Source organism: Truepera sp. (genome assembly GCA_032027045.1).
Taxonomy (GTDB): Bacteria; Deinococcota; Deinococci; order Deinococcales; family Trueperaceae; genus JAAYYF01.
On the sequence record JAVSMU010000001.1, the window covers coordinates 606,390 to 627,696 of the forward strand.

General features: G+C 66.7%; 21 protein-coding genes. 20 read left to right on the forward strand and 1 reads right to left on the reverse strand.

Going from position 1 to position 21,307, the window contains the following annotated elements:
- The 15 genes from ROY82_02670 (at position 1) to ROY82_02740 (ending at position 16,084) form a co-directional block, all read left to right on the forward strand.
- Positions 1 to 537 carry an NADH-quinone oxidoreductase subunit B family protein gene (locus ROY82_02670; protein ID MDT3681370.1) on the forward strand — a complete coding sequence of 179 codons (537 nt, stop codon included), beginning with the start codon at positions 1 to 3 and terminating at the stop codon, positions 535 to 537.
- Positions 534 to 1,160: an NADH-quinone oxidoreductase subunit C gene (locus tag ROY82_02675; protein ID MDT3681371.1), complete on the forward strand. Its 627-nt coding sequence runs from the start codon at positions 534 to 536 to the stop codon at positions 1,158 to 1,160. Before ROY82_02670 ends, ROY82_02675 begins: the two co-directional genes overlap by 4 nt.
- Entirely contained in the window at positions 1,157 to 2,383 is a 1,227-nt protein-coding gene (gene nuoD, locus ROY82_02680) for an NADH dehydrogenase (quinone) subunit D (GenBank protein ID MDT3681372.1), read from the forward strand. Before ROY82_02675 ends, nuoD begins: the two co-directional genes overlap by 4 nt.
- An 8-nt stretch (positions 2,384 to 2,391) precedes the next feature.
- Positions 2,392 to 2,997: an NADH-quinone oxidoreductase subunit NuoE gene (gene nuoE, locus ROY82_02685; protein ID MDT3681373.1), complete on the forward strand. Its 606-nt coding sequence runs from the start codon at positions 2,392 to 2,394 to the stop codon at positions 2,995 to 2,997.
- Position 2,998: 1 nt separating this feature from the next.
- Positions 2,999 to 4,348 carry an NADH-quinone oxidoreductase subunit NuoF gene (nuoF, locus tag ROY82_02690; GenBank protein ID MDT3681374.1) on the forward strand — a complete coding sequence of 450 codons (1,350 nt, stop codon included), beginning with the start codon at positions 2,999 to 3,001 and terminating at the stop codon, positions 4,346 to 4,348.
- Positions 4,345 to 6,795 carry an NADH-quinone oxidoreductase subunit NuoG gene (gene nuoG, locus ROY82_02695; protein MDT3681375.1) on the forward strand — a complete coding sequence of 817 codons (2,451 nt, stop codon included), beginning with the start codon at positions 4,345 to 4,347 and terminating at the stop codon, positions 6,793 to 6,795. The genes nuoF and nuoG overlap by 4 nt, the downstream gene beginning before the upstream one ends.
- On the forward strand, positions 6,792 to 7,811 hold the full coding sequence (gene nuoH, locus ROY82_02700) for an NADH-quinone oxidoreductase subunit NuoH (protein ID MDT3681376.1): 1,020 nt from the start codon (positions 6,792 to 6,794) through the stop codon (positions 7,809 to 7,811). Before nuoG ends, nuoH begins: the two co-directional genes overlap by 4 nt.
- Positions 7,812 to 7,874: 63 nt before the next feature.
- The gene (gene nuoI, locus ROY82_02705; protein ID MDT3681377.1) at positions 7,875 to 8,402 is read left to right on the forward strand and encodes an NADH-quinone oxidoreductase subunit NuoI; all 528 of its coding nucleotides are present in this window, start codon (positions 7,875 to 7,877) and stop codon (positions 8,400 to 8,402) included.
- 1 nt (position 8,403) lies between these two features.
- Positions 8,404 to 9,012, forward strand: coding sequence for an NADH-quinone oxidoreductase subunit J (locus ROY82_02710; GenBank protein MDT3681378.1), 609 nt, complete (start codon positions 8,404 to 8,406; stop codon positions 9,010 to 9,012).
- Positions 9,012 to 9,332: an NADH-quinone oxidoreductase subunit NuoK gene (gene nuoK, locus ROY82_02715; GenBank protein ID MDT3681379.1), complete on the forward strand. Its 321-nt coding sequence runs from the start codon at positions 9,012 to 9,014 to the stop codon at positions 9,330 to 9,332. Before ROY82_02710 ends, nuoK begins: the two co-directional genes overlap by 1 nt.
- Positions 9,329 to 11,251: an NADH-quinone oxidoreductase subunit L gene (gene nuoL, locus ROY82_02720; GenBank protein ID MDT3681380.1), complete on the forward strand. Its 1,923-nt coding sequence runs from the start codon at positions 9,329 to 9,331 to the stop codon at positions 11,249 to 11,251. Before nuoK ends, nuoL begins: the two co-directional genes overlap by 4 nt.
- On the forward strand, positions 11,248 to 12,723 hold the full coding sequence (locus ROY82_02725) for an NADH-quinone oxidoreductase subunit M (GenBank protein MDT3681381.1): 1,476 nt from the start codon (positions 11,248 to 11,250) through the stop codon (positions 12,721 to 12,723). Before nuoL ends, ROY82_02725 begins: the two co-directional genes overlap by 4 nt.
- Complete coding sequence (locus ROY82_02730; protein MDT3681382.1) at positions 12,720 to 14,177, forward strand: NADH-quinone oxidoreductase subunit N; 1,458 nt, start codon at positions 12,720 to 12,722, stop codon at positions 14,175 to 14,177. The genes ROY82_02725 and ROY82_02730 overlap by 4 nt, the downstream gene beginning before the upstream one ends.
- Before the next feature lie 280 nt (positions 14,178 to 14,457).
- A complete protein-coding gene (locus tag ROY82_02735) occupies positions 14,458 to 15,504 on the forward strand; it encodes a response regulator (protein MDT3681383.1) in 1,047 nt (348 codons plus the stop codon).
- Between the two features lie 103 nt (positions 15,505 to 15,607).
- Entirely contained in the window at positions 15,608 to 16,084 is a 477-nt protein-coding gene (locus tag ROY82_02740) for a DinB family protein (GenBank protein ID MDT3681384.1), read from the forward strand.
- Here the strand turns inward: ROY82_02740 and ROY82_02745 are convergent.
- Positions 16,081 to 16,623, reverse strand: coding sequence for a DUF1648 domain-containing protein (locus ROY82_02745; GenBank protein ID MDT3681385.1), 543 nt, complete (start codon positions 16,621 to 16,623; stop codon positions 16,081 to 16,083). The genes ROY82_02740 and ROY82_02745 overlap by 4 nt on opposite strands.
- Positions 16,624 to 16,694: 71 nt before the next feature.
- On the opposite strand from ROY82_02745, the gene ndk reads away from it, so the two are divergent.
- The 5 genes from ndk to ROY82_02770 all read left to right on the forward strand — a co-directional run.
- Positions 16,695 to 17,111 carry a nucleoside-diphosphate kinase gene (ndk, locus tag ROY82_02750; protein MDT3681386.1) on the forward strand — a complete coding sequence of 139 codons (417 nt, stop codon included), beginning with the start codon at positions 16,695 to 16,697 and terminating at the stop codon, positions 17,109 to 17,111.
- A gap of 2 nt (positions 17,112 to 17,113) precedes the next feature.
- Complete coding sequence (locus tag ROY82_02755) at positions 17,114 to 18,268, forward strand: pyridoxal phosphate-dependent aminotransferase (GenBank protein ID MDT3681387.1); 1,155 nt, start codon at positions 17,114 to 17,116, stop codon at positions 18,266 to 18,268.
- Between the two features lie 163 nt (positions 18,269 to 18,431).
- Complete coding sequence (locus ROY82_02760; GenBank protein ID MDT3681388.1) at positions 18,432 to 19,841, forward strand: tryptophanase; 1,410 nt, start codon at positions 18,432 to 18,434, stop codon at positions 19,839 to 19,841.
- A 114-nt stretch (positions 19,842 to 19,955) separates the two neighbouring features.
- Positions 19,956 to 20,861 (forward strand): AMP nucleosidase, encoded by a 906-nt coding sequence (locus ROY82_02765; GenBank protein MDT3681389.1) that lies wholly within the window; start codon positions 19,956 to 19,958, stop codon positions 20,859 to 20,861.
- A gap of 134 nt (positions 20,862 to 20,995) precedes the next feature.
- On the forward strand, positions 20,996 to 21,307 hold a 312-nt coding region (locus tag ROY82_02770; protein MDT3681390.1), incomplete at its 3' end, for a type IV toxin-antitoxin system AbiEi family antitoxin domain-containing protein.

Consider the following 21,307-nt stretch of genomic DNA (forward strand, 5'->3'; position numbering starts at 1 on the left):
ATGAGCCTACGCGACCTGTTCGAGAAAGACGTGCAAGAACTGGAAGCCGAGGGGATCCTCTTCACCAGCCTGGAGAAGCTGGTGGCCTGGGGCCGCTCCCATAGCCTGTGGCCCGCCACGTTCGGGCTCGCTTGCTGCGCCATCGAGATGATGGCCTCCACCAACCCGCGCAACGACCTGGCGCGCTTGGGTTCCGAGGTGTTCCGCGCCAGCCCGCGTCAGGCGGACGTCCTCATCGTGGCCGGGCGCCTCTCCAAGAAGATGGCGCCCGTCATGCGCCGCGTGTACGAGCAGATGCCCGATCCGAAGTGGGTCATCAGCATGGGCGCCTGCGCCTCGTCCGGCGGCATGTTCAACAACTACGCGATCGTTCAGAACGTCGATTCGGTCACTCCCGTCGACATCTACGTGCCGGGCTGCCCGCCGCGGCCGGAGGCGCTCATCTACGCCGTCGAACAGCTCCAGAAGAAGGTGCGGGGAGAGACCTTCGACGAGCGTGGGGAGAAACTGCCGGTCGTGGAGGGCTGGAAGCGATGACCCACCACGAACCGACTGGCGCTACTAGGGCGCGGGTCTTGGAGTCACTGACCGAGCTCGGGGGTGTGGTCAGCGAGTTCAAGGACATGATCAGCGTGACCCTGAGTAAGTCGAAGGTCATAGAGGGACTCAAGGTGTGCCGCGCGGAAGGGCTCGAGATGCTCACCGACGTGATGGGCATCGATTACCTGACGTATCCCGGCCACCGCGGTAAGCGCTTCGCCGTGGTCTACAACGTTCACGACGTCCACGGCGCCAACAGGCTCTTCATCAGGGTCGAGCTCGACGATGGCGAGAAGGTGCCCACGGCCACCGGCGTTTGGCGGGGCGCCGACTTCCTCGAGCGCGAGACGTTCGACATGCTTGGCATCGAGTTCGAGGGCCACCCGAACCTCCGCAAGATCCTCACGCCGGAGGACCTCGACGGCCACCCCCACCGCAAGGACTTCCCACTGGGCGAGACGCCCACGCTGTTCAACGACGGCCGCTTCATCGATCCGGCGGCGTTTCGTTCGGGGCTCAGGGGCGATGACCCGGGGCTCACGGACTGGAAGGGCGGCGCCCGAGACGGCGTGACGAGCACCCAGGGCGAGCTGCCGGGTGAAGGGGGGACTCAAGGGTGAGCACCAAACCGGTCAACCCACCGCCACCGGCCGAGGCCGATCAACCCGGGTCGTTCTCGACGCGGTTCATGCGCATCAACGTCGGCCCGCAACACCCGAGCACCCACGGCGTGCTGCGGCTCGTGGTGGACCTAGACGGTGAGCAGATCGTGTCGCTCAAGCCGCAAGTGGGCTACCTCCACTCGGGCTTCGAGAAGACCATGGAGAACCGCACGTACCAGCAGGGCGTCACGTACTCGAACCGGATGGATTACCTGCACGGCTTCGCACACGACCTGGCCTACATGCTGGCGGTCGAGAAGCTGATGGACGCGCGCGTGCCGGTGCGCGCCCAGCGCATCCGCGTGATCCTCACCGAGCTCAACCGCATCGCCAGCCATCTGGTGTTCTTCGGCACCACCATGCTCGACATGGGGGCCCTCACGCCGTACTTCTACTGCATGAGGGAGCGCGAAGGCCTGATGGACATCTTCGAGCTCACGTCCGGCGTGCGCATGAACTACGGCTCCTTCCGCGTGGGCGGCCTCTACCGCGACGTCCCCGAGCAGTTCGAGCCCATGGTGCGCGCCTGGCTCGAGGCGTTCCCGAAGCACATGGACGAGTACTTCAACCTCTTCATGGGCAATAGCATCGTCTTGGCGCGAACGCAGGGGGTGGGCGTGGTCACGCGCGAGATGGCCATCGATCACGCCCTCACGGGGCCCAGCGCCAGGGCCAGCGGCCTGGCCCTCGACTTCCGCAAGGCGGCTCCCTACTCGGGATACGAGGACTACGTGTTCGACGTCCCCACCCACGAGGACGGCGACATCTATGCCCGCATTCTCGTCCGCTACGAGGAGATGATCGAAAGCTGCAGGATCGTCTCTCAGGCCCTCGACATGCTCGAGCCCGGGCCGTTCAGGGACCCCGACCGGCGCATCAGCCTCCCGCCCAGGTGGGAACTCGAGGAGTCCATGGAGGCAGTGATCTTCCACTTCAAACTCGTCACCGAGGGCTTCCACCCGCCCCGCGGCGAGGTGTACGTGCCGACCGAGAGCGCCCGCGGCGAACTCGGCTATTACCTGATCAGCGACGGCGGCTCGATGCCTTACCGCGTGAAGGTGAGGGCTCCCAGCCTTGCCAACCTCCAGTCACTCGAGCCCTCGAGCATAGGCGGGCTCTTCGCCGACATGGTCATCAACATCGCCAGCTTCGACCCCGTCCTGGGCGACGTAGACAAGTAAGTGAGCCGATGAGCGAACCAACAGACATCACCCCGTTCTTCGCCGACAAGCAGGAGTTCGTCGCGGAGGTCCTTTCGCGCTATCCGGACGAGGGCCGCAGGAGCGCCATCATGCCCCTGCTTTGGGAAGTGCAGCGCACGGAGCTGTACGTGAGCGATTCTCGCGTGAGGGAGATCGCGGAGATAGTCGACACCACCGCCACGGAGGTGAAGGGTGTCCTCTCGTTCTACAGCACCTACCATGAGCAGCCCGTGGGCAAGTTCCACGTGCAGATCTGCTCCACCCTCTCGTGCGCACTGGCAGGCGCCGACGAGATGTACGACTTTCTGGTGGAGGAACTGGGGATCGTCCACGGCGAAACGAGCGCCGACGGTCATTTCAGCCTGCAGAAGGTCGAATGCGTCGGTTCCTGCGGCACCGCGCCGGTGTTGCAAGTCAACGACACGTACTACGAGCGCGTTGGGCGCGGGCGCTGCCAACACCTCTTGGACGCCTTGAGACAGGGCGAGATGCCGGCCCCATGGCGCGAGCGGGGTGGCGATACCGAGGGCGCCGAGAAGCCCGCCGCCTTGGACCACACCGCCGCACCCGGCGACCGAAGAGGGGAGGGGTGAGGTGAGCGACCAGCCAACGGAGGGCGCCAAGCCGGCCCCGATCGTCAGCCGCCACGACCCGCGCTACGAGGTGACCATGTACCGCTACGTGGGCGTCGATGGCGCGCACAAGCTCGACTTCTACCGGTCTCACGGTGGCTACGAGGCTGCGCGCAAGGCCCTCACCGAGATGACGCCCGCGCAGGTGATCGACGAGGTCAAGGCCTCGGGCCTCAGGGGCCGAGGTGGCGCCGGCTTCCCGACGGGCGTCAAGTGGTCGTTCATGGCCCCGCCCGACGGCAAGCCCCGCTACCTCGTCTGCAACGCCGACGAGTCGGAGCCCGGCTCGTTCAAGGACCGCTACATCATGGAGGACGACCCGCACCAGCTGATCGAGGGCATGATCATCGCGGCCTACGCCATGCACGCGACCTCCTCCTTCCTCTACGTCCGTGGCGAGTACTACCTCGGCTACGAGCGCACCCTGGCCGCCATCGAAGAGGCCCGCGAGGCTGGGTTCCTGGGTGAGAACATCCTCGGCACCGACTTCTCCTTCGACATCGTCATGCACCGGGGCGCGGGCGCCTACATCTGCGGCGAGGAGACGGCCCTCATGAACTCCCTGGAGGGGTTGCGAGCCACCCCGCGCCTCAAGCCGCCGTTCCCGGCCGCGGCGGGCATGTACGGGCGGCCCACCACCATCAACAACGTCACGACCCTGACCAGCGTCGTGCACATCATCAACAAGGGCGCGGCCTGGTTCGAGTCCATGGGCACCGACGACAGCAAGGGCACCAAGCTTTACCAGATATCCGGGCCCGTGAAGCGCACGGGCGTGTACGAGATGCCGATGGGCGCGAGCTTCCGAGAACTCATCTACGACTTCGCCGGCGGCCCCACCATGGAGCCCAAGGCGTTCATCCCGGGCGGCTCCTCCACGCCCATGTTCCCGTGGGAGGACCGCTTCCTCGACATGCCCATGGACTACGGCACGCTGGCCAAGAACGGCTCCATGCTCGGCACGGGCGGAGTCATCGTCATCCCGCGCGAGAAGTGCATCGTGAACGCGCTTTACAACGTGGTGCGCTTTTACAGCCACGAGTCGTGCGGCAAGTGCACCCCGTGCCGCGAGGGCGTGGGGCACTGGCTACCCCGCATGTACCAGAAGCTCCTGGCGGGGCAGGGCAGCTTGGCCGACGTGGAGCTGTTGGAGAGCGTTGCCGGCAACATCAGGGGCAACGCTTTCTGCCCGCTGGCCGACGCCTGCATCATGCCGGTCCAGGCTAGCCTCAAGTGGTTCCACGACGAGTACGAGTACCTGGCGACCAACGGCAAGTCCAAGTACGCCAAGAACGACTGGTGGCAAGCATGAAGGTACGCATCAACGGCCTCGAGATGGACTTCCCCGCGGGCACCAGCGCCATCGACGCGGTCTTCGCCGCGGGCAACGACGTCCCCTACTTCTGCTCGCTGCCCTACATGTCGCCGATCGGCGCCTGCCGGATGTGCTTGGCGAGGGTCGGCGCGCCGCGCAAGGACAGAGACGGCAGCTGGATCCTCGACGAGGAGACGGGCGAGCCCAAGATCTTCTGGTTCCCGAACCTCATGGCCACGTGCACGACGCAGGTCATGGAGGGCATGGTCATCGACACCGAGTCGGAGCGGGTCAAAGACGCCCAGAACGGCATGGTCGAGTTCCACCTCATCAACCACCCGCTCGACTGCCCGGTGTGTGACAAGGGCGGCGCCTGCGAGCTGCAGGACCGCTCCTACGAGTACGGCAACGGCCTCTCGCGCTTCGAGTTCGACAAGCGCCACACGGAGAAGCACCACCCGCTATCCGACCTCATCACCCTGGACCGCGAGCGCTGCATCCACTGCAAGCGCTGCGTGCGCTTCTTCGAGGAGGTCCCCGGCGACGAGCTCCTCGACTTCATCGATCGCGCCAACCACACCTACATCGGCACCGCCGATCCGGGCCTGCCCAACAACTTCTCGGGCAACATCGTCGACGTCTGCCCGGTCGGGGCCCTGCTCGACGCCTCGAGCCGCTTCCGGGGCCGCAACTGGGAGTACGACCACATCCGCACCACCAGCATGGACGACGCCACTGGCGCCGCGCTAATCGTCGACGCCCGCACCGGGCGCATCGAGCGCATCACGCCGGGCCTCAACCCGGACGTCAACAAGACGTGGATCGACGACGGCGTGCGCTTCGGTCACGAGTACTGTGACGCCCCCGGCAGGCTGACCACACCGCTGCTACGTCGCCAGGGTGAGCTCGAGCCCGTCAGCTGGGAGGAGGCGGCGGCCTTCATAGCCGGCCGCCTCGAGGGCCTGAGCGGCAAGGACGTCGGCGTCGTGATCCGGGCGGACTCGACCCTCGAGGAAGGCGTGGCCGCCATGGCCCTGGCCGAGGAGCTGGGCACCGGGCAGCTCGATCACGCCCCGCGGCCCGCGGCCAGCCTGATCGCCGCGAGGGGCGCCGCCACCATCACCGACCTCGCCACGGCAGACGCCATCCTGGTCGTCGGTGACGTGACGGAGGAGGCCGGCATCCTCGACCTGCGCATCAAGGATGCCCTCAAGGGCGTTACCCCGCCGACGCTCATGGCGCACGGGGTGCCCATCGCGGACCTGCGCCTCAAGGAACGCATGCCGCGTAGGCGCGAGATCCTCACCGTGGCCGCGCCCTACCGCGTCGACCTCATGCGCCACGCGGGCAGCGCCGCGCGCTACCCGGTCGGCGGTGAGGCCGCCTTCTTCCGCGCGCTCTCGAAGCTCGCGAACGACGAGACCGCCACGCTTGACGCCGAAGAGGAGGCCGCGACCGGCCTCACGGGCGAGGCCGCTCGGGCCCTGGTTTCCCGCCTGACGGGGGCCAAGAACGGCGTGCTCGTCATTGGCGGCTTCGTGCTCGCCCGCCGCGAGGCCGCCGACGCCGCCCGCGCCTTCGCCAAGGCCGCCGGCGTCAACGAGTTGGCCGTGGGGCCCATGGCAAACAGCTACGGCCTCGAGCTCCTGGGGGTGCTGCCAAGCCACGAGCGTTACGGTTACAAGGGCATGCTCGAGGGCGCCAAGGCCCTCATCATCTCGCAGCTCGACCCGGCCCAGGACGAGGACCTCAAGGAGCGCCTGCGCGACAAGGAACTGCTCGTGGTGCACGACATATTCCTCACCGATACGGCGCGCTTGGCCGACGTGGTCCTGCCGGCCGCCAGCGTCTACGAGCGCGACGGCACAGTGGTAAACCTCGAGGGCCGGTTCCTACCGGTGCGGGCGGCGCCCGTCGACTCCGGCAGCAGCACCGACCTCACGGGCGTCGTGCGCGCCATCGGCGAGGCGCTGGGCAAGCGCCTGGACGGGCGCAGTGTGCGCTCGGCCCGCAGGAACCTCAAGAAGCGCTTCGACCTCGACCTGGCCGAGCTCCCCGACGTCGGCACGCTGCCACGTCTCAAGAGGCCGACTCCGGCCAAGGTCGTGACGCAAGAGCCTGCTGCCAAGTCCGGCAACGTACTGGTCGTGCCGAGCATGGCCCGCACCGAGTTCCTGCCGCTCAACCCGCACCTCTCCGCCGCCGTCGGCGGCCCGCGCCTCAGGGTGCACCCCGAGGACGCCGCCGAGCACGGGCTCGCCGACGGCGTTGCCGTCAGGCTCAAGGTCGGCGGCACCTGGCGCCAGGCCGTCGTGAGCGTCACCGACGCGGTTCCCAAGGGCCTCATGACCGTCCCTAGCCTCCCCGAACAGCCGGTGGGACTTGCCCAAGCAGACCTTGCCGGCGCGGTCGTGGAGCAACCCAGGGTAGAGGTGGCCTCGTGACCCACGACCCCCTATGGGTTACCTTCATCAAGGCACTGGTGCTGTGCGTGGTGCTCCTTGGCGCCTTCGCCTACATGACGGTGATAGAGCGCAAGCTCCTCGGCCGCTTCCAGCACCGCTACGGTCCCAACCTCACGGGTCCGGGCGGGTGGCTGCAGCCGATAGCCGACGCCATCAAGACGATCTTCAAGGAAGACCTGGTGGTGACGGCGGCCGACAAGTTCGTGCTGGTGCTGGCGCCCGCCATCAGCATCGTGTTCGCGCTCTCCGCCTTCGGAGCCATCCCCGCCGGGCCCGCCGGTAGCCTCTTCGGCCTCAACCCGTGGGTCATGGACCTCGACATCGGCATCCTCTACATCTTCGCCGCCACCTCGCTCGGGGTCTACGGCATCTTCCTGGGCGGCTGGGCCGCCAACAGTAAGTACGCCCTGCTGGGCAGCCTCCGTTCCAGCGCCCAGATAATCTCTTACGAGCTCGGCCTTGGCCTCAGCGTGCTTGCCGTGATCATGGTGGCGGGCACGCTGAACCTGCGCGAGATCGTGGAAACGGGCATCTGGTCGGTGAGCCCCTGGCTCTGGCCTGGCCTGGCCCTGGCGTTCGTGACGTTCGTCATCAGCGGCACTGCCGAGGTCAACCGCACACCATTCGACCTTCCCGAGGCCGAGCAGGAGCTGGTGGCCGGCTACCTGACCGAGTACTCCTCGATCAAGTGGGCGCTATACCAGATGGCGGAGTACGTGAACATGATGACCGCCGCCGCGTTCATAAGCACCCTGTTCCTAGGTGGCTATCGCGGTCCGGCGTTCCTCGACGCCATCATCCCCGGCGTCTCGGGGTGGCCGATAATCTGGCTGGTACTGAAGATGGCCATCTTCATGTTCCTCTTCATCTGGCTCAAGGCGACCTTGCCGCGGTTGCGCTACGACCAACTCATGCGCTTCGGCTGGCTTTACGTCTTCGAGTTCGCGCTGCTGGCCGCTTTGGTCACCGGGGCGGTGATCGCCTATGTCATCTGAGGCCAGGAGAGGCCCCGAAGCTGGGCGCCGCGCCAACACGGCGCGGCACGGAGGTAAACGCTCATGAGCGTCATCGACATTGCCAAGGGGATGGGACTGACCCTCGGGTACCTGTTCAAGCGGCCGGTCACCGTGCAGTACCCGCGCGACAAGATCGTCATGCAGGCGCGTTTCCGCGGCCGGCACCACCTGTTGCGCCACCCCGACACCGACCTCGAGAAGTGCATCGGCTGCTCCTTGTGCGCCGCCGCTTGCCCCACCTACTGCATCTACGTCGAGGCCGCCGAGAACGACCCGGATGACCCCGTTTCGCCCGGCGAGCGCTACGCGAAGATCTACGAGATCAACATGCTGCGCTGCATCTTCTGTGGCTTCTGCGAAGAGGCTTGCCCCACGGGCGCGGTCGTGCTGGGGCACGAGTTCGAGCTGGCCGACTTCAAGTACGAGGACTTCGTCTACCGCAAGGAAGACATGCTCGTGGGAACCAAGGGCAGCAAGTGGCAGCGCCGGGAGGCCGAGGCCAAGGACAAGGACGTTCGCCTGGGCTTCAATGCCGACCACCGCGCGGAGCTGGAAGGCGTGGACTACTAGGATGGTCGGCTTCATCGTCCTGGCTGTGATCCTGGTAGCCGGGGGCGTCGGCGTCGTCTTGCTGCGCCAACCCGTGCACGCTGCCCTGTCACTGGTGGCTACCTTGCTCGCGCTCGCCGTCACTTACGTGACGCTCCAGGCGCACTTCCTGGCCGCCATCCAGGTGATCGTGTACGCGGGCGCCATCTTGGTGCTCTTCCTCTTCGTCATCATGCTTCTCAACGTCGGCGGCGAGACGGCGAAAGACCGCCTGGCGTGGCTCAAACCCGCCGCCTGGGTCGCCGGCGGCATCACCGCCGCCGCGGTAGTGGCGGTCGCCGTCTTGAGCCGCACGCCGCTGCCCGAAGCGGCCGTGGTGAACGCCGCGCTCGGCGGCGGGAACGCAGACAAGATCGGCGAGCTGCTGTTCAGCGATTACCTGCTGGCGTTCCAACTCGTCGGCGTCTTGCTCATGACCGGGGTGGTGGCGGCCGTGAGCCTGGTACAGCGGGCCGCTCCCGAGACCCGCCCGCAACGCGGCCCAGCCGCCCGGGGTGCGCCTCACGAACCGTTCCTCGGGGTGAGGCACCCCGAAGAGCATGCCGGCGACGTCGCCCACGGGAGCCACTGATGGTGCCGACCGAATACTACGTAGGGCTCAGCGCCATCCTCTTCGCGCTCGGGAGCGTGGGCGTGCTCACGCGCCGCAGCGCCATCATGCTGTTCCTGTCGGTCGAGCTCATGCTCAACGCCGCGAACCTGGCCATGGTCGCGTTCGCCCGCGGCTGGGCGGCCAGCGGCTCCAAGACGGCGCTAGACGGCCAGACCGCCGTCTTCATAGTGTTGGCCATCGCCGCCGCCGAGGTGGCGGTGGGTCTCGGGATCCTGGTCGCCATCTTCCGTAATCGGGTCAGCACCAACGTGGACGAGCTCGCGGAGGTACGCGGATGAACGACCTCGTTGCCTGGGCGTCCCTGGCCCCCTTACTTGCGCTCGTCGGCTCGCTCATCAACGCGTTCTTCGGGCGCAGCCTCAAGGAGCCCGCTCCCGGGATCATCGCCAGCGTGGCGGTCGGGCTCGGCTTCGTGCTCTCGCTCCTCGCCTTCTTCGGGATCGCCGGTACGGGCGAGGCGGTACGGGTCGGCCTGTGGGACTTCCTTAGGGCCGGCGACCTCGAGCTCTCGTTAGGCTTCCACCTCGATCAGTTGAGCGTCCTGATGATGCTCATCATCACCGGGGTCGGCTTCTTGATCCACGTGTACTCCATCGGTTACATGCACGGCGACGACGGTTACTCGCGCTACTTCGCGCAGATGAACCTGTTCGTGGCGTCGATGCTCGTGCTCGTCATGGCCGACTCCTTCGTCTTCATGTTCGTGGGCTGGGAGGGCGTGGGCGTCTGCTCTTTCCTGCTTATCGGCTTCTGGTACAAGGACCTCGCCAACGCCAGCGCCGGCCGCAAGGCCTTCATCGTCAACCGCGTCGGCGACTTCGGCTTCCTGGTGGCGATGTTCCTCACCTTCAAGGTTTTCGGCACCCTCGACATCCAGACGGTCAACGCCATGGCGCCGACCATGCTCTACGGCTCCGCGGCGCTAACTGGCATCGGCCTGCTGTACCTGCTGGCCGCGACCGGTAAGTCGGCACAGCTGCCCCTTCAGGTGTGGCTACCGGACGCCATGGCGGGCCCGACTCCCGTCTCGGCCCTCATCCACGCGGCCACCATGGTCACGGCCGGCGTATACCTCATAGCGCGCACCAGCGCCGTTTACGCCGTCGCCCCCGGCGCCCTCGCCACCGTAGCTTGGGTCGGGGTCCTCACCGCGCTCATCGCCGCCATCGCGGCCGTGGGTCAGACCGACATCAAGCGCGTGCTCGCCTACTCGACAATCTCGCAGGTGGGCTTCATGATCGCCGCCGTCGGCGCCGGCGCCTACTGGGCCGGCATCTTCCACGTCTTCACGCACGCCTTCTTCAAGGGCCTGCTGTTCCTGGCCGCGGGCTCCGTCATGCACGCGCTGGGCGGGGAGCAGGACATGCGCAAGATGGGCGGCCTGGGCAAACGCATGAAGATCACCGGCACGACGGCGCTGATCGCGACGCTCGCCATCGCCGGAGTGCCGTTCCTCTCGAGCTTCTTCAGTAAGGACGCCATCCTCGCGGCTACCTTCACGAGCGGCGCTCTAGCCGACGCCGGCGGTGGAGTGCTTTACGCGCTGCTCCTCATAACGGCCGGGATCACGGCCCTGTACATGTTCCGCTGGTATTACCTCGTCTTCGCCGGTCCCGAGCGGCTCGATCGCGGCGCAAGCCAGCGGGTTCACGAGTCGCCCGGCGTGATGACGGTTCCGCTCGTCGTCCTCGCGATCGGCAGCGTGCTCGCCGGGTACGTCGGGCTGCCCGCCTTCCTGACCGACAACCGCATCATGAACTGGCTGAGCCACTCCACGACCACCGGCGAGTTCACGCACCTCGGCGTCGCCACGGAGTGGCTGATGCTGCTTGGCGCGGTCGTGGTCGCCTTCATCGGCTTGGGCGTGGGTTACTGGGTCTATGTCGTGGGCAAGGGCGCGCTCGTCAAACGCCTCGACAACACCCCGATCGCGGGCGCCTCACGCGGCGCGTTCGGCTTCGACGCGCTCTACAAGGCCGTCTTCGTAGACACCGGCAGCGGCGCGGCCGAAGCGGTCACGCTCCTCGATCGCGAGGTGGTCGACCGCGGCTTCGTCGGACTCGGCGGTGTGGCGCCCCTCCTTGGCGGGCTGATAAGGCGCTGGCAGTCCGGGAACGTGAGGGCTTACGCCTTCGCCATGCTGCTCGGCGCGGCCGGCCTGACGCTGGTCGCCGCCCTGGTTGGGGTGCTCAAGTGATTGCCCTCCTGATGGTCCTCGTCCCGCTCGCGGCCGCCCTCTTGGTGATGCTCGCTCGCAACTCGCTCGGGCTGGCGCGCGTTATCGCCGTAGCGGGGAGCGTGGCCACCCTGGTGCTTGCGGTGTTGCTGCCGGATAGTCGCGGTTTCGACGCACAGTGGTTGCCGGGCATAGGCGTGAGCTTCAGCCTCGAGGGCAACGGCGCTGCTGCGGTCCTCACGTTCGCGGCGGCCCTCATGATGATCCCCGCCGTGCTGGTGGCCACTACCCGCGTGGAGAAGGGCGCCGGCGGCTTCGCCGCGCTGCTCCTGGTGGCACTCGCCGGGCTCAACGGCATCTTCATGGCCAAGGACCTCGTGCTCTTCTACATCTTCTGGGAGGCGACGCTGATCCCCGGCCTCCTGCTCCTGGGCATCTACGGTGGAGAGAGGCGCCGCGAGGCCACGGTCAAGTACCTCGTTTACGCCGTCACCGGCTCGTTCTTCATGCTCGTGAGCATCCTGGCGCTCAAGGCACTCTCCGGCGCCCCGTCGTTTCACATCGTCGACCTCATGCTGGTCACGCCGAACCTCCCCGTTGCCACCCAGACCTGGCTGTTCGTGGGGATGGCGCTCGGCATGGCCGTCAAGTTGCCCCTATGGCCGCTTCACTCGTGGCTCGTCGACCTGAACGAACAGAACCACCACTCCGGCGCCGCAGACGTGCTGGGCTCGCTCTACAAGGTGGGCTCGTTCGGCTTCTTCGCCTGGGCGTTGCCGCTGCTGCCTGCCGGCGCAATCCGCGTGGCGCCCATCCTGTTGGCGCTGGCTGTGGTGACGGCGATCTACGGTGCGCTTGGCGCCGTGGGTAGCAAGCACCTCAAGCGCTTCCTGGCGTACGGTTCGCTGTCACACATGGGCATCATCGGCGTGGGGGTGTTCGGCATGCACTTGAGCGGCCTGAACGGCGCCATGTACTTCCTTGCCGCCCAGATGATCTCGACCGGCGGCCTCTTCCTCATCTTCGGCATGCTGTACCACCGCCGGCGCTCGTACGACATGGCCGACTACGGCGGACTGGCAAGGTCGGCGCCCGCGCTGGCCGCGTTCTCGCTGTTCCTGATCTTCACCTTCATCGGCGTGCCGGGACTGTCGAACTTCCCCGGTGAGTTCACCTCGCTCCTGGGTTCCTTCCAGGCGACGCCGTGGCCGGCCGCCATCGCCACCTTGACCGTCATCGTGGCCGGCGTGTACGGCGTGAACCTCTACCAGAAGCTGTACCAGGGTCCGACCGACGTGCGCGTGCCCGACTTGGACGTCCTGGAGATGTACGTCCTGCTGCCGGTGGTCGTCGGCGTGCTCTGGTTCGGGCTGCTGCCCGCTCCTCACATGGAGCGCATCGAGACGCAGGCACAGGTCGCGACCATGCAACTCGAGCGCGCGACGCTGCCGCCCGGTGGACCGACGCTTAGCGACGTGGGAGGTGCGCGGTGACCTTTCCAGGCGTGATCGACATCAACTGGACACTGCTGGCTCCCGCCATCGCCCTGCTGGTCACTGCGGCGGTCACCCTGTTCTTCGCCCTGTTCTCGCGCGATTCGCGCGGCGCGGCCGCGGTGGCCCTGATCGGCATCCTGACCTCCATGGTGTTCGCCCTGGTCCAGTTGATGGAGGGCAACCAGACCGCCTCCAGCTTCGGACTGCGCTACCTGGGCGACGTGCCCGCCCTGACGCTTACCCTCGTGATCCTGTTGGGCACCGCGGTGGCCGTGCTGGTCAGCTGGGACCAACTTGGCCGCGGGCAGATGGCGCAACCCGAGTACTACCCGCTCATGCTCCTATCGGCCTTTGGCGCCGTGATCATGGCGTCTGCAGGCGACCTCATCACCCTGATCCTGGGGCTCGAGATAATGTCGCTGCCCGTTTACGCCTTGTCTGCGTGGCGCACCGGTGACCGGCAGTCGGAGGAGGCGGGCATCAAGTACTTCCTGCTCGGCGCCTTCGGGTCTGCCACGCTCATCTATGGCGCTGCGCTCGTCTACGGCGCCAGCGGATCGTTCGTGTACGGCGACGTCGCGGCCGCCCTCGCCGGCGGCAACCTCCCGCTCCTCGCCACCGCCGGCGGGGCGTTGGTGCTGGCGGGCCTTGGCTTCAAGGCGGCGCTGGCGCCGTTTCACCAGTGGGCGCCGGACGTCTACACGGGCGCCCCTACCGTGGTCGTGACCTACATGACCGTCGTCATCAAGATCGGCGCGTTCGCGGCGCTGCTGCGCCTGGCGACCGTCGTCTTCCCGGTGCTCCAGCCGTGGCTGCTCACCGCGCTCGCGATAATGGTGGCGCTCACGCTGGTGGTCGGCAACTTCTCCGCCCTAATGCAGCGCGGCGTCAAGCGCATGCTGGCCTACTCGTCGGTGGCGCACGCGGGTTACGTCGGCCTGGCCCTTTTGGCCCCCGATCACGGCGGGGTGTCGGCGGCGGCCTTCTACCTGACCACGTACGCCTTCATGAACGCGGGCGCCTTCGCTGTGCTGACCCTCGTTGCCGATGCCAACGATCACGGGGATGACCTCGAGCGCTTCGCCGGGCTCGGGCGCAAACGCCCATGGCTTGCTGCCGTGATGACCCTGTTCATGCTCAGCCTCGGCGGCATCCCGTTCCTGGGCGGCTTCTCGGGCAAGGTGCTGGTGTTCCAGGCCGCGATCGACGCCGGCTACATCTGGCTGGCGGTTCTCGGCATAGCCACCAGCATCGTCGCGCTGGTGTACTACTTCCGCGTCATCGGCTACATGTACTTCCGCGAGAGCGCGTACGAACCGCCCGCCTTCAGGTCCTCGCCCACGCAGATCGCAATCGTGGTGGCGCTGGCCGGCACCGTGCTGCTCGGGGTCTTTCCGGGCTGGTGGCATACGCTCCTCATGAGCGGTCCGCGCCTGATCGCCGGATTCTGAGTTAGACGGGGTAGGCCCGACGCAAGTGGGACCGGTGGCGGTACGCGCTGCCGGTCCCGCTCTTCGCTGGGCCGCCTAACGCACCGTCGAAGCCGCTCTTCGCTCGGCCGCATAACGCACCGTTGGTACGGCCGTTCTTTCGAACTGGCGCCGGTAAGAACGCCGTCACATACGGTGCCTTATCATCTCACCAACCCCATCGACGGCCGGGCCGTCCAGATCGCGGGGAGATGGGAAGAACCTTGCTGTGACCGTCAAAGCTGCGCCTTATCATGCGCGGGTGGTTGACCTGACCGGAATGCGCATCCTGCTGGTGGATGACGAGGAACCGGCGCTGATACTCATGCGGGGGCTACTGACCCGTGCCGGCTACAGCGACGTACGTGTCTGTGACGATCCCACCCTCGCGGCGGAACGGTTCATCGCGGAACGCCCCGACCTCCTGGTCATAGACCAGCACATGCCTCGCCTCGACGGTTTGGGCGTGCTGGAAGAGCTGGGTCCGCGGCTCCCGGACGCGTTTCCCGTGCTGATGATAACGGGCGACCTGCGTACTGAGCTGCGTGAGGAGGCGCTCTCGAGTGGCGTCAGGGACTTCCTGACCAAGCCCCTGAAACCAGTCGAGACGCGGCTGCGCATCAGGAACCTGCTCGAGATGCGCCATTACCAGCTCGAGCTCGAGAACCAGAACGACCGCCTCGAATCGGCCGTGCGCCGCCGCACGCAGGAACTCGAGCACTCGCAGCTCGAGATGCTCGTGCGCCTGGCACGCGCTGCCGAGTACCGCGATGACGACACGGGCGAGCACACGTGGCGCGTAGCACACGTGTCCGGCGTCATCGCGAGGGAGATGGGCATGGCGCCGTCCAAGGTCGAACTGCTCCTGCGCGCCGCGCGCCTACACGACGTCGGCAAGATCACCATCCCGGACGGCATCCTCCTGAAGGCCGGGCGGCTGACGCCGGAAGAGTTCGCGGTGGTGAAGGGGCACGCCAAAGCCGGCGCCGCTCTCCTCGCCGGCAGCCGCTCACCTATGATGCGCCTGGCCGAGCTGATCGCGCTGACGCACCACGAATGGTGGGACGGCAACGGCTACCCCAGCGGGCTCAAAGGCGATAACATCCCCATCGAGTCGCGCATCTTGAGCGTGTCCGACGCCTTCGACGCCCTTACTCACGACCACGCGCACCGCAAGGCAGTGAGCGGGGCGGAGGCAGCGGAGGAGATCCGCCGCGGCTCGGGCACGCAGTTCGATCCCGAGGTGGTGCAGGCTTTCGACCGCGTGTTCGTGGCCGGGGCGCTTACCGCCAAGCTGCCCGACGAGTGAGGGCCTAGGTTCGTCGAACCTCTTCGGTGGCCCCGGCCCCAGGCGTGGTTGGCCGGCCGCGGGTACGGTACTCCGGGGATTCAGGCGCTAAAGTAGTCACCCTATGAGCAACGATTACGGGCGCCTGATGGCGCTTCTGGAAGACATCGATCCCATCGAGGTGCTGCAGGCCACGCCGGTACGCCTCTCCGAACTCGTGGCGGGCATGAGTGTGGCGGACCTCGACGAGCCGTACGCTCCGGGTAAGTGGCGCCGGCGCTACGTGGTGGCCCACCTGGCCGACGTAGAACTGGCCACCGCATGGCGCCTACGCCAGAGCGTCGCTGCGCCCGGCATCGAACACGTGCTCTACGACCAGGACGTGTGGGCGGAGCGCTACGAGCGCTTGGATCCAACGCTCGCGCTGGAGGCCTTCCGCGCCACACGGGCCTGGAACCTGGCCTGGCTGGCCGGCCTGACCCTGCAGGACTGGTTGACGGAGGGCGTTCACCCGGAACGTGGCCCCGAGAACGTGGACCAGATGGTGAGGTACTTGGCGGGCCACGACCTGAATCACTTGGCCCAACTCGAGACCCTCTAGGCGCCTTCCAAGCGCGAGGCGGCCACGACGAACCAGACCAGAGCCGCCAGCATCGTCCCCATGGCGACGAACGTGAACCAGGGTGACAGGCCGGCCGCTTGGCCTAACGCCACGCGCACGCTGCCTACCGTCAGGAAGCCGAACACGAGGCAGACGCTCGCCTTCATCGCTATCAGCAAGCGCACCAGTAGCGTGCCGAGGCGGTCGACGTTCCCTTCGGTGACCGTTAGCGACGAGTTCCAGTACTTGGCGGGCATCAGTCTAAGGATGGGCCGTACGACCATGAAGAACGCGTACATCCCCAACTGAACCCAAACCAGTTCCCAGACCTCGTTGCGAGGGCCGAAGCGATCGGGCCGGCCGGCGCCGTCGAAATGAGTCGGTACTTCGGCGGGCAAGCTTGACCAGACGCTCAACGTGTATGCAACGGTGATGACGACGGCAATCAGGGCGACGCCTTCGAGGAGCCAGTCGACCTGCTCGAGTGGCGCGGACAGGCTTGCCTTCAAACGCTGCTCGAGTTCCGGTGAGATGCGCATCCGCAGCACGCTAACGTGGGCGGCTCCGAAGGGTCAAGAACGGTTGGGTGCGCGTGATATCGTCAGCCGTCATGAGTATCGAACGCACCTTCGCAATGATCAAGCCGGACGGCGTCAAGCGCCACCTCGTCGGCGATATCGTCTCTCGCATCGAATCCAAGGGTTACCGCATCGTGGCCCTCAAGCAGATGGAGATCAGCGCCCAAACGGCCGAACGCCATTACGGTGAGCACGCCGGCAAGCCCTTCTTCGACGGCCTGGTGTCGTTCATCACCTCCGGACCGGTCGTCGCCATGGTGCTCGAGGGCGAGAACGCCATAGCGGGCTGGCGCGGCATGATGGGCCCCACGAACCCCAAGGACGCACCCATGGGGACGATCCGGGGAGACTTCGCCACTACCATCGATGAGAACGTAGCTCACGGCTCCGACGCGCCGGCAACCGCCGAACGTGAGATAGGCATCTTCTTCCCCGAGCTGAAGGGCTGAGCATGCCGAGCCTCTCCAAGCGCGCAGCTAGCATCAAGGCGTCCTCCACGGTCGCCTTCGCGGGCAGGGCCAAGGAGCTCGCGCGGCAGGGCGTGGACGTCATCGCGATGACGGCCGGCGAGCCCGACTTCTTGCCACCCGAACACGTCCTGGAGGCGGCGCGCGAGGCGATCAGGCTCGGGCTCACGAAGTACACGGCCACCGAAGGCACGGCCGAGTTGCGGGAGGCGGTTGCCGCCAAATTCCTGCGCGAGAACGGGCTCACCTACGCGCCCGACCAGGTTCTTATCAGCAACGGCGGCAAGCAGACGCTCTACAACGGCTTCATGTCGGTGTTGAGTGCGGGCGACGAGGTAGTCCTGGTGGCGCCTTACTGGGTGAGCTACCCACCACAGATCGAGCTGGCCGGGGGCGTGCCGGTCGTGGTGACCGCTAGGGCGGAGGACGGCTTCGTGCCGGACATCGAAGCGGTGCGGGCGGCTATCACGCCGCGCACGAAGGTCATCTTGGTCAACTCGCCTTCCAACCCGACCGGCGCCGTTTACCCTCCCGAGCTCGTGCGAGCCATCGCTGAGCTGGCCGAGCACCACGACCTCTGGGTCTTCACCGACGACCTGTACGAACACATCGTCTACGACGGTGAGTTCACGACGGCCGCCAGCTTCGTGCCGCAGCGCACCCTGGTCGTGCACGGGGCCTCGAAGGGTTACGCGCTTACGGGCTGGCGCATCGGTTTCGGTGCCGGCCCCAGGCCGCTCATCGCCGCCATGACGCGCCTGCAGAGCCAGGTGACGTCGGGTGCCAACACGCTGGCGCAGCACGCGACGGTGGCGGCCCTCAACGAGGTGGAGAAGACGGCCGCCTTCCAGGCCATGACGCGCGCGGCGTACCGCGAGCGGCGCGACGTGCTGGTCGCGGGCCTGAACCGGCTGGGCTTGCCCACGCCGAAGCCGGCCGGTGCATTCTACGTAATGGCCGACACGACCATCATCGACAAGGACGAGGAGCGCGCCGCCATGCGCCTGCTCGACGAGGCGCGCGTGGCGGTAGTGCCGGGCACCGACTTCCTCGCCCCGGGCAAGGTGCGCTTGAGCTATGCCACCGGCATGCCGCAGATCGAGGAAGCCCTGAGGCGCATAGAGCTACTGCTCGGCTGAGGCACACGTACACCGCCTGAGTCGGTGCGCGTCGAGCAGCGTGGTGGCGCTATCATCGAGACGTTGCCGCATCATCGAGGCAGTGCCGACAAGCGTCTCAGAGTCGCCGCGCAGCGCAACTAGCTCACCGGCGCGCCCGAGTTGCGTTGGCTCAGGAGGCCGCATGCCGCAAGATCGAGTCGATCCGCAGTTTCACACCATCATCGAGCCGTTTCGCATCAAGAGCGTCGAGCGGCTACACTTCACGACCCGCGCCGAGCGCGAGGCGGCGCTGACGCAGGCCGGGCATAACCTCTTCAACCTCCACGCCGACGACGTGCTCATCGACCTGCTGACCGACTCGGGTACGGGAGCCATGTCCAGTGAACAGTGGGCGGCCATGATGCGTGGCGACGAGAGTTACGCCGGCAGCCGCTCCTTCGACCGCTTCGAAGCAGTGGTGAAGGACATCACCGGTTTCAAACACATCTTCCCGACGCATCAGGGCCGCGCCGCCGAGCGCATCCTCTGCGGCGCCGCGCTCAAGCGCCATGACGTGGTGCCCAGCAACACTCACTTCGACACCACGCGCGCGAACATCGAGGCCGTGGGCGCCATAGCGGTCGACCTGCCCATCCTCGAGGCGCGGCACCCCGAAACGCTGCACCCGTTCAAGGGCAACATGGACGTGGAGGCGCTGCGGCTCCTGTTGGAAGAGGACAGCGACCGCGTGCCGTTCGTCATGCTCACCGTCACCAACAACTCGGGCGGTGGCCAGCCCGTCTCCATGGCCAACGTCCGCGAGGTCAGGGCCATGTGCGACCGCTTCGACGTGCCTCTCTTCCTCGACAGCTGCCGCTACGCGGAGAACGCTTACTTCATCAAGCTGCGCGAGGAGGGTTACGAGGACCGCACGCCTAAGCAGATCGCGCAGGAGATGTTCGGCTACGCCGACGGCGCCACCATGAGCGCCAAGAAGGACGGCATGGCGAACATCGGCGGGTTCCTCGCGATGAACGATGATGACCTGGCGCAGGCGGCGCGCACCCTTCTCATCCTCGGCGAGGGGTTCCCCACCTACGGCGGGCTGGCCGGCTACGACCTGGAGGCGCTGGCCGTTGGTTTCGAGGAGGCGCTCGAGGAACCTTACCTGCGCTACCGGCTGCGCTCCATCGAGTACCTGGGCGAGAGGCTGCTGGCAGCCGACATCCCCTTCATCCGGCCGACGGGGGGGCACGCCTTGTACCTCGACGCCGGCAAGCTGCTGCCGCACATTCCGGCCAACCACTACCCGGCATGGGCGCTCTCGCTCGTGCTCTACCTGGTGGGCGGCGTGCGGTCCGTCGAGATCGGCTCGGTCATGTTCGGCCACCAACCCGACGGAAGTGAGAAGGCCGCGCCGCTCGAGCTGGTGCGCCTGGCCTTCCCGCGCCGGACGTACACGCAGAGCCACGTCGACTACCTCGCCGAGGTGTTGGTGCACGTTGGCGGGATGCGAGACCGTGTGCGTGGCGTGCGCATGGTGGAGGCGCCGCCGGTGTTGAGGCACTTCAGCGCCCGCTTCGAACCGCTCGCGGGGTCGCTCGTCGTCTGAGGCTGGTCGCTGCCGTTTGCGCCGGGGCCTGATGGCCGGTGGAACTCGTCCCGCGGGCCGCGTGCCGCGGGCCTTGTGCTCGGTTGCCCCCTGAGGGTGGGGCTAAGATGACTTATGGAGAACGATAAGGAATCGGCTCGGACGCGGGTGCCGGAGGCTAGCGCCTCGACCTCGGCGCAGAGCCAGGAACAGCAGGACACCGATGAGTTCGACCGCCCGCTGAACTACAACCTCATCTACAACAACCCCGAGAAGTGGCGCATAGCTCGCGAGATCCTCGAGCGCTACACGGGCGTCGGGCCCGAGGCGGTGCAGAAGCAGATCCTCCTCACGAACTTCCAGTACTACCTGGATCGGTTCGAGAACATGTCGGACGACGTGGTGACGACGCGCGGCTCGGCGATGATGGCGCGCCACAGCGCGAAGCTGGGTGTATCGATCATCAACTTCTCGGTGGGCTCGCCGGTGGCCGCCCTGATCATCGAGGTGCTGGCCACCGCCGACCCCAAGGCCGTGCTCTTCCTCGGCATGTGTGGCGGCCTGCACCGCTCGTTACAGGTGGGCGACTTCGTGCTGCCGACCGCTGCCATCCGCGACGAGGGCGCCTCGAAGCACTTCATGCCCCCGCAGGTTCCGGCACTGCCGACCTTCAAGGTGCAGAAGTTCGTCTCGCAGATCATCGTCGAGCGCGGGCTCGATTACCGCACCGGCGTGGTCCACTCCACCGATTACCGCTTCTGGGAGTTCGACGAAAGGTTCAAGCAGCAACTCTACGAGGAACGGGCGTTGGGCATCGACATGGAGACCGCCACGCTCTTCTCCGTCGGGTTCGCCAGCAAGGTGCCCATCGGTGCGCTGCTGCTGGTCTCCGACCTGCCCCTCAGGCGCGGCGGGATCAAGACGAGGGACTCGGCGCGGGCCGTGTTCAGGGAGCACACGGACAAGCACATCGAGGTGGGGATACAGGCCATGAGCGAGATCGCCGAGCGGGGGGAGCATATTCGGCATTACCGCTGGTAAATAGTTTCCGTCCCCCTCGCAACTTATCGAAGGATACCCGCACCATCCGAGCGTGCGCTCCTGAATAATCCACACCGGCCAGACAAAACCCCTATACTTGTGAGCATGTGTAGGGCCCTTGTCTGGGGTGGTGGGTGATCGACCCTCAGGTGGTCTTCAGGCAGCACGGTGGCCAGATGCGGATGAGCGAGGCGCTGGCGGCTGGGGTGTCACGCTATCGGCTTTACCGCATGCTGGATGACGGAGTGCTTGAGCGAGTCAGTCGCGGCGTCTACCGGCTGGCTGAGCTGCCAGCCATCAGCGACCCGGACCTGGCGGTGGTGGCCCTGCGGGTGCCGCGGGCGGTGGTGTGCCTGGTGTCGGCGCTGGCATTCCATGACCTCACGACCCAGGTTCCCCACGCCGTCTGGATCGCGCTACCGCGGGGGGTGGACACGCCACGGCTC